The organism is Candidatus Egerieousia sp., assembly GCF_056211015.1.
In genome coordinates this window covers 1-8141 of sequence record NZ_JBAELF010000002.1, presented here as the reverse complement: position 1 = coordinate 8141, position 8141 = coordinate 1, and the positions used below count along the sequence as shown (strand labels likewise).

Here is an 8141-nt window from a genome sequence, read left to right as displayed (position 1 = left end):
CGTTGCGTCAAAGGAGCGAGCCACTGTCCCTGAGCCGCTTATACAGGATACGTTTTGCGATACGCTCCATGTCACCATCGAGCCCGGGGTGCCGTTTGCGGCCGGTATGACGCTTGAGCGTATCATTTCAAGTTTCGAAATCTATCTAAATGACAAGGTCCCTGAGGGTACCAAAATGTTCAAAATCATCGCAAATACCGCTGGTTCAGCAGTTTCCGGTAATGCGAGTTTTAATCCTTCCACCGGCCTTGCCTCAACTGACCGCCAGTATGTGAAGGAAGTGGACATTTCCGCAGGTATCGGGAAACCTAACAACCACATCGGTCTGAATCTCTTCCTTAATGCGGATGAGGAGGACATCAACATCACTACCTCGGCCTATGATGCAGCGGGCAAGCTTATTATCTCGCACGAGCTGAAGGACGTCCCGATGAAGCGAAACTGCCTCACTGTGGCCCGCGGCAACTTTTTCACCGTCGGCGGCTCCGGAACGTTTTCCTTTCTGACTGGCTGGGGCACAGAACACGAGGTGGGGTATTGAGTTGGGTTTTTCGTTCGCGACAACTTCGTTTTCCTCCTCCCTCGGCAATGATCAAGCAAGCTTGCCATTGCACTCGCTCGTTCGTCGGTTCGGCATAGTCAAAGCAAGCTTTGCCTTTGCTCTCACTGCTCCCTCAATTCCTCAATAACTTTCAAGAGATACTGCCCATACTGGTTCTTTACCATCGGCTGAGCCAGCTGGCGCATCTTCTCCTCGCTTATCCACCCATTGCGATAGGCAATCCCTTCCAGGCAGGCAATCTTGAGTCCCTGGCGCTTTTCTATCACCTCAACAAAGGTGGAGGCTTCGGAGAGGGAGTCGTGAGTGCCGGTGTCGAGCCAGGCGAATCCGCGGCCAAGGGTCTGCACCTTCAGTTCTCCATCATTGAGGAACCTCTGGTTAACGGTGGTGATTTCGTATTCGCCACGTGCTGATGGTTGGATATTCCCGGCTACGTGTACCACTTTGTTGGGATAGAAGTACAGTCCCACAACAGCATAGTTGGATTTGGGGTTTCTCGGTTTTTCTTCTATACTAAGGCAGTTGCCATCTTTGTCGAACTCGGCTACACCATAGCGCTCCGGGTCTGACACCCAATAGCCGAAAACGGTAGCCTTCTTATCATCTTCAGCAGCTCGTACCGCCTCTTTAAGCATAGAGGTGAAACCGCTGCCGTAGAAGATGTTGTCTCCAAGCACCAAGCAGGCGCAGTCGTTTCCGATAAACTCCTTGCCGATGGTGAAAGCCTGAGCAAGCCCATCCGGAGAAGGCTGCTCCGCATACTGGAGTTTGATGCCGTAATCTGAGCCGTCACCTAGCAGGCGTTTGAACCCGGGAAGGTCGTATGGCGTGGAGATAACGAGGATATCTCTGATTCCAGCCAACATCAAGACCGATATTGGATAGTAAACCATCGGTTTGTCGTAAATAGGCAGCAACTGTTTGCTTACCCCCTTGGTTATCGGATAAAGTCTTGTGCCGGAGCCTCCGGCGAGAACGATGCCTTTCATCTGTTTTCTCCTATTGTTATATGTTAATTTGTTAAATGTATATTTCCAAATGCCAGCCAGTTAATCCTTCAGATTCGCGATACACTTCCTCAAACTATCCGTCCAGTATGGCACCTCAACACCAAAGGTCTCTTTAATTCTGGTCTTGTCCAGTACGGAATAGGCCGGTCTGGTAACGGGACTCGGGAACTCCGAGGAGTGGCAAGGGAGCACTTCACACTCCGTCTGGCCGCTGAAATGCTGGATCATCTTGGTGAAGTCGTACCAGGAACAGACGCCCTCGTTGGAGAAGTTGTAGATGCCGGAATGGCGGTAGTGAGATTGCGGATCAAGTCCGGCATGACGGCAATAATCCTCAAGTATCACAACTATCGCTTTGGCAAGGTCGAGAGCATAGGTTGGAGTGCCAACTTGGTCGAAGACGACTTTGAGCCGGGGCTTTGCAGCGGTGAGGCTGAGCATTGTCTTGCAGAAGTTCCTACCGAATTCGCTGTATAGCCAAGCGGTGCGTATGATGACGTATGCGCCCGCATTATCCTCGGGAGAACTGCCAAAAACCTGCTGTATGGCTTGCTCCCCGTGGAGTTTGGTCAGGCCATAGACTCCGGTTGGGGTTCCCCTCTGGTCTTCGCGGCAAGGGATGTTGTATGATTCCTTGCCGAAGACGTAATCGGTTGAAATATGCACTAGCAGGCCGCCCACCTCTTTCATTGCAATGGCCAGGTTCCCGGGGGCTGTGGCATTGAGTGCCTCCACAAGCTCGTATTTCTCAGGAGCCTCGGCTCCATCAACGTTCGTCCAGGCAGCACAGTTGACAATGGCTTCAATATGCTTTGCTCTGACATATTCCCTAACGGAGGCAAGGTCTGTGATGTTGAGATATTCATAGCCTTCGCATACATCCGTGAAAAAGTATGTGTCCGCAGTCACGCAAGATCTTTCCTGAGATTGCTGAATGACAATCTGCATCTCTCTGCCGAGCTGCCCGTTGGCACCTGTTACAAGAATGTTCATCTCTTTTCGTACATATTCTTGTAGTATTCCAGATACTCTCCGCTCGTCACGTTGTCCATCCACTCCTGATTATCCAAGTACCACCTGACTGTCTTCTCGATGCCTTCCTCGAACTGGAGGGAAGGTTCCCAACCAAGTTCCCGTTGAAGTTTGCTGGAATCAATTGCATAGCGCAGGTCGTGTCCTGCTCTGTCTGTCACGTATGTGATAAGGTCAAGATCCTCGCCTTCCTTTCGGCCAAGCAGTCTGTCAACCGTGTTGATGAGAACCTTGATAATGTCTATGTTCTTCCACTCGTTAAAGCCGCCAATATTGTAGGTCTCAGCTATCTTACCGTTATGGAAAATCACGTCTATCGCCCTTGCATGATCTACCACATAGAGCCAATCACGTACATTCTCTCCCTTTCCATAAACTGGAAGCGCTTTTCTGTGGCGGATATTGTTGATGAAGAGAGGTATCAGCTTCTCCGGGAACTGGAAAGGGCCATAGTTATTCGAGCAGTTTGTAACAATTGTAGGCATTCCATAAGTGTCGTGAAAAGCCCTTACGAAATGGTCGCTCGAAGCCTTGGCAGCACTATACGGAGAATGCGGCTGATACTTCAAATCTTCCGTGAAGAACTTTTCTCCATATGCCAAATGGTGCTTGCCGCTGGAAGCCTTAGTCGTGAAAGGTGGCTCGATTCCCTCAGGATGAGTCATCTGGAGCGCACCATAAACTTCGTCAGTTGAAATGTGGTAGAAACGTTTGCCTTCATATTTCTCCGGCAAGGATTCCCAATATAGTTTTGCTGCCTGAAGCAGGCTCAAAGTTCCAATCACATTTGTTTGTGCAAAGGTGAACGGGTCTTTGATACTTCTGTCAACGTGGCTCTCAGCAGCCAGATGGATGATGCCATCAGTCCTCTCGTCCTGCATCAGTTTATAGACACCCTCAAAGTTGCAGATGTCCATCTTCACGAACTTGTAATTGGGTTTGTTCTCAATATCCTTGAGGTTGGCCAGATTGCCGGCATAGGTAAGTTTATCCAGATTGATGATTTTATACTCCGGATACTTGTTTACGAAAAGCCTTACTACGTGGCTGCCAATGAAACCGGCACCACCTGTGATGATTATAGTCTTCATTGCTGTTCCCTTTATTTCCATTGATAAGTAATACGGGGCCTTAATCCCTCTTGAATATATCTCTGGTATAAACCTTTTCAATCACATCATCCAGACACGAATCATAGCGATTGGCTATAATTGCCAGACTTTGCTTCTTGAACTCATCGAGATCATTCACCACCTTGCTCCCGAAGAAAGTATCCCCATCTGTCAATGTCGGTTCATAGATAATAACAGTTGCTCCCTTTGCCTTAATACGCTTCATAATGCCCTGAATGGCGCTCTGACGGAAGTTGTCGGAGTTGGATTTCATAGTGAGGCGATAGACTCCTACAACCACATCCTTCTCTTTTCCGGACTCATACTGTGAGTTCTCGTTGTAGTACCCGGCCATCTTAAGCACCTGATCTGCAATGAAATCCTTTCTTGTACGGTTGGACTCCACAATGGCTGTCATCACATTCTGAGGAACATCCTGATAGTTGGCAAGGAGTTGCTTGGTGTCCTTGGGCAGGCAGTAACCACCATAGCCGAAGCTCGGGTTGTTGTAGTGGGTGCCTATTCTTGGATCCAAACCAATACCATTTATGATTGCCTGAGGATCAAGACCCTTGACCTCTGCGTATGTGTCCAGCTCGTTGAAGTAAGAAACTCTCAGTGCCAGATAGGTGTTTGCGAAGAGCTTCACTGCCTCTGCTTCCTTCATACCCATGAACAAAGTGTCTATGTTCTCCTTAATTGCACCTTCCTGAAGAAGTTTTGCAAACGTATGCGCAAACTCTTCTGCCTTGGGATTGCCTATTGCATTGATGGCCGCATTCTCTTCATCCCACTTCTTTTCATTACCGGTTGGGAGCATCTTGGGATAACCTACTATAATGCGGGAAGGCCAGAGATTGTCTTCAAGAGCTTTGCTCTCACGAAGGAACTCCGGAGAGAAAAGCAGGTTGAAATGCTTGCCTTTCAAAGATGGATCCGTGAGGAATTTCAAAGCATATTTCACATACAGACTTCTTGTGTATCCCACAGGGATGGTGGATTTGATGACCATCACCGCATCGGGATTGACACTTATAACCAGATCTATTACCTCCTCCACATGGGACGTATCAAAATAGTTCTTGACAGGATCATAGTTTGTAGGTGCTGCTATCACCACAAAATCTGCATCCTTGTATGCCGAAGCCCCATCAAGAGTTGCTGAAAGATCAAGTTCCTTTTCAGCAAGATACTTTTCTATATATTCATCCTGAATTGGTGAAATTCTTTTATTGATTTTATCAACCTTCTCCGGAATCACGTCAACCGCTGTTACGTGATTATGCTGCGAGAGAAGTGTGGCTATTGAAAGCCCTACATAGCCGGTTCCGGCAACTGCAATGTTCATTGTTATTTCCGATAAAATTCTTTATACCATTGTGCAAAGGCTCTGAGCCCCTGACGTAAACTCGTTGATGGTTTAAAACCGAAATCCCTTTCAAGAGAACTGGTATCTGCGAATGTCACAGGTACGTCACCAGCCTGCATAGGGACAAGTTCTTTGTGTGACTCGAAGTCATAATCCGTTGGAATCACGCCTGCTGCGGTGAGTTCTTCTTGAAGGATCTGCACGAAGTCCAGGAGGTTCTCGGGGTTGGAATTTCCGATATTATAAACCTTGTATGGAGGTAGCGGAAGTCCGTCAGCACCCGTCTGTTTGGCTGGTGCCTTGTGCATCACCCTCTGCACGCCTTCCACAATGTCATCGACAAAGGTGAAGTCACGCTTGCAGTTGCCGAAGTTGAATATCTGTATCTTCTCGCCCTTGATGAGTTTATTCGTAAAACCGAAGTACGCCATATCGGGACGGCCGGCAGGACCATAGACGGTAAAGAAGCGGAGTCCCGTTGAAGGTATGTTGTACAGCTTTGAGTATGAGTGCGCCAGCAGTTCGTTGCTCTTCTTGGTAGCGGCATAGAGGGAGACGGGATTGTCCACCTTGTCTTCTTCGCTGAAAGGCACTTTGGTGTTGCCGCCATAGACGCTGGAGGAGCTGGCATAGACCAGATGCTCCACGCCCTTGTATCCGGTGTCGCTGTTGTCGGCAAGTTCATAACTGTGCCTGCAAGCCTCCAGTATGTTGTAGAATCCGATGAGGTTGCTCTCGATGTACGCCCCGGGGTTGGTGATGCTGTAGCGGACACCAGCCTGTGCCGCAAGGTTGATCACTATATCGAAGTGATGCTGCTCGAAGAGGCTGTCAACGAGCGCTTTGTCTGCAAGGTTCCCTTTTACGAAAGTGTACCTGCTCTCGGGATGCTTTGCCGCTTCTGCCTCAATCTGCTGCAGACGATATTCCTTCAGGCTCACGTCATAATAATCATTGACCGAGTCGAAGCCCACAATCTCGATTGGAGACTCCGTTTTCAGCAATCTGAGTACCAGGTTGCTACCTATGAAACCGGCGGATCCTGTGACTAATACTTTCATTTCCATACCCTTGTATCTCCGTTTCATCGTTGTTGCTTACCACTTCTCGAACAGATTTCCGGGCCAGTTCTTCGGGCACTTCTTAGGCCAGAATTCCGGTCTTTCAGCAGGCCACTCGAAACCTTTCTTGAAGAGCCAGTCTATAGCAAGGACAGAGCCGCAACTTACTATAATTCCAAAGAAAACCCATACGGCCAGCGTCTTTGACCGGCTGTTACTCTTTTGCACCGGCACGTACACGGGGTTCACTGCAGATAGTACAGGAGTGTCGTTCTTAACCTTGAGTTCGGCCTGAAGCAGTTGCTTGGAAACCTCGGTATAGAGAGCGAACGCCAGATCGTATTCAGATGAGAGTTGTTGCCTGCGCGTCTGGGAAGTGGCTGTAGGGACTCCGCGATTGGCATCAACATACTGGGCAAGTTCCATCTGCTTTGCCAGATAGTCTGCCCTTGCCTCTTCACTTCGGGCCTGAAGATATGCCAGATTGTCCTTGGCCTGATTCTGCTTGAAATCGGAAATGTATTTCTGCATCAGGTCCAAGGCTCCCTGACACAATTCTGCGGCAACAAGAGCTTCACCGGACTTGGCACTGAGAGTCAGGTATCCGTCCTTTTTCTCAACCGTCAGGGAAATCATCCTTGAGAGTGCTTTATAAACTTCATACTCATCTTTGGTATAAGCACTTATCTGCTTCTCGTTCCCTTCCGGCACAGCAATATCGGGTTTCTCTCCACGGATTGCATTCAGAATTACAAAAGGAAGCCCTATCGTATATTTCTTGACCGTCTTGAACACACTGCCGAGCGAGAATTTACGGTACTCGGGATTTGTGGCAAGGTCATACATAGATACAGGCACGTCATAGTCATCATAGTGGAGAGGCACTCTCATAAGTTCTTTGTTGAACTCCACGCTTCCAAGAATCTGCGGATATATAAGAGGTGATAACGACTCACCCGCACTCATATCACCCAGATTGATTCCTGCCAGAGCAGCCAGAGAAGAAAGAGAGCCGCTTGAGCCTTTTGAAGAAGAACTCAGAGGCACAAAGGTACAGGACGTGGTGTAAACGGGCTGCTGGAATATTGCTGCCAGAAGGCCCAGAACCACGAATGCAACGCATATTTTGATTATGAATCTACGTTTGGACCAAAGCCTGAGAGCCAGCGCTTTGAAATCGATGGAAGACTCCTCTTCCGCAGGAGTTATGTTGACTTGGTTTTCCATATTGTCTGAACAGATATTACTTGAACGAATTAATAAGTGCAACAACCATTGACGCAATAGAAGTGGTAGATGATGCTAAGGAGGCAATCTCAACCGGAGTCATCTGACGATCCTGTGAGACATCGCGCTCCGGAACCACAATTTCCATTCCGGGCTCAGGCTTTATTTTGTACCTGCTGGCCACCTGCCCATTCATATAGACCGCATATACCTGTTTCTTTCTGGCAAGTTTGGCATAACCGCCGGCCTGGCTGATGTAGTACGTCCAGGGCTCTCCGTCATTATATGCTACGGTATTCGGGAAATGGACACCACCTGATATCTTGACCGTATTGTTCATCTGGGGAATATCGATTATGTCTCCCGCTCGCAGGATAACATCGGCTACGGAACCCGGATTGGACATAGCCTTCTCCAGGTCAATACCGATACCGTAGCGGTCCTCCAGCAGGATGGAATCGACCACCACCTTGCCTTCCAGTTTGCTTGCGGCTATCTCCATCGCAAGTCTCTGACGTTCCTGCTCCTCCTTGGTAAGTACGCGGGTCAGCTTGGCACCGTGAGGATAGGCATCATCGGTGAATCCTCCCACACGCGCCATCACGTCGGACAGACGCACCTGTGCCTTGTCGATGACGTAGGTTCCGGGTGCCAGAACCTCACCATTCACAGTCACAGCTATTTGCGGGCGGAAGTAGGTCAGACGTCTGAACGACACAATATCGTAGGGATTTAGCCCGACATTCCACAGGGATGCATCCTCCTCCA

The 8141-nt window shown here is 48.9% G+C and carries 8 protein-coding genes; 1 reads left to right on the top strand and 7 read right to left on the bottom strand.

Features of this window, described 5'->3' with window-relative positions; genetic code table 11:
- Positions 1–541 (top strand): DUF6562 domain-containing protein (locus AC06L3_RS00135; protein ID WP_475668597.1); only part of this gene is annotated, 541 nt, incomplete at its 5' end.
- Positions 542–663: 122 nt separating this feature from the next.
- Here AC06L3_RS00135 and rfbA read toward each other — a convergent pair.
- The 7 genes from rfbA to AC06L3_RS00100 all read right to left on the bottom strand — a co-directional run.
- Positions 664–1551 (bottom strand): glucose-1-phosphate thymidylyltransferase RfbA, encoded by an 888-nt coding sequence (gene rfbA / locus AC06L3_RS00130; RefSeq protein WP_475668596.1) that lies wholly within the window; start codon positions 1549–1551, stop codon positions 664–666.
- 60 nt (positions 1552–1611) lie between these two features.
- The gene (gene rfbD / locus AC06L3_RS00125) at positions 1612–2565 is read right to left on the bottom strand and encodes a dTDP-4-dehydrorhamnose reductase (protein ID WP_475668595.1); all 954 of its coding nucleotides are present in this window, start codon (positions 2563–2565) and stop codon (positions 1612–1614) included.
- Positions 2562–3695 (bottom strand): dTDP-glucose 4,6-dehydratase, encoded by a 1134-nt coding sequence (locus AC06L3_RS00120; RefSeq protein WP_475668594.1) that lies wholly within the window; start codon positions 3693–3695, stop codon positions 2562–2564. The genes rfbD and AC06L3_RS00120 overlap by 4 nt, the downstream gene beginning before the upstream one ends.
- Positions 3696–3735: 40 nt before the next feature.
- The gene (locus AC06L3_RS00115) at positions 3736–5064 is read right to left on the bottom strand and encodes a UDP binding domain-containing protein (RefSeq protein WP_475668593.1); all 1329 of its coding nucleotides are present in this window, start codon (positions 5062–5064) and stop codon (positions 3736–3738) included.
- 2 nt (positions 5065–5066) lie between these two features.
- A complete protein-coding gene (locus AC06L3_RS00110) occupies positions 5067–6173 on the bottom strand; it encodes an NAD-dependent epimerase/dehydratase family protein (RefSeq protein ID WP_475668592.1) in 1107 nt (368 codons plus the stop codon).
- Positions 6174–6182: 9 nt separating this feature from the next.
- Positions 6183–7373, bottom strand: a complete 1191-nt coding sequence (locus tag AC06L3_RS00105; protein WP_475668591.1) for a Wzz/FepE/Etk N-terminal domain-containing protein — start codon at positions 7371–7373, stop codon at positions 6183–6185.
- A gap of 16 nt (positions 7374–7389) precedes the next feature.
- Positions 7390–8141, bottom strand: a 752-nt coding sequence (locus AC06L3_RS00100; RefSeq protein ID WP_475668590.1) for an SLBB domain-containing protein, incomplete at its 5' end; no start/stop codon positions are given.